Source organism: Neorhizobium sp. T7_12 (genome assembly GCF_002968535.1).
GTDB classification, from domain to species: domain Bacteria; phylum Pseudomonadota; class Alphaproteobacteria; order Rhizobiales; family Rhizobiaceae; genus Neorhizobium; species Neorhizobium tomejilense.
Map to the genome: position 1 here is coordinate 1 of NZ_PVBK01000064.1, position 391 is coordinate 391.

The 391-nt window shown below is 62.1% G+C and carries 2 protein-coding genes; both read right to left on the reverse strand.

Going from position 1 to position 391, the window contains the following annotated elements:
• Positions 1-279, reverse strand: a 279-nt coding sequence (gene rplX, locus C5J26_RS32455) for a 50S ribosomal protein L24 (protein ID WP_105405495.1), incomplete at its 3' end; no start/stop codon positions are given.
• A partial coding sequence (locus C5J26_RS32460) for an uL14 family ribosomal protein (protein ID WP_206051255.1) occupies positions 280-391 on the reverse strand: 112 nt, incomplete at its 5' end. It lies immediately after the preceding gene.

The window sequence follows — 391 nt, forward strand, 5'->3', positions numbered from 1 at the left end:
ACGGTAACCGACGCGAGTCACGACGTCCTTGCCGTCGATCTTGGTCACGAGCTGAACGTTCGAGACGTGGATCGGAGCCTCAGACGAGATGATGCCGCCCTTAGTGGTGCCGCCCTGTGGGGTGGGCATGTCGCGACGATGATGCTTACGAATGTTCACACCCTCGACGACGACGCGCTCACGGGCCGGGTCCACCGAGAGGACCTCGCCGATGGCGCCCTTGTCGTTGCCAGCGATGACCTTGACGCGGTCACCCTTCTTGATCTTGAGCGACTTCATTCAGATCACCTCCGGGGCGAGCGAGACGATGCGCATGAACTTCTTCTCACGCAGCTCGCGGGCGATGGGGCCGAAGATACGGGTACCACGAGGCTCCCCGTCTCCCTTAAGG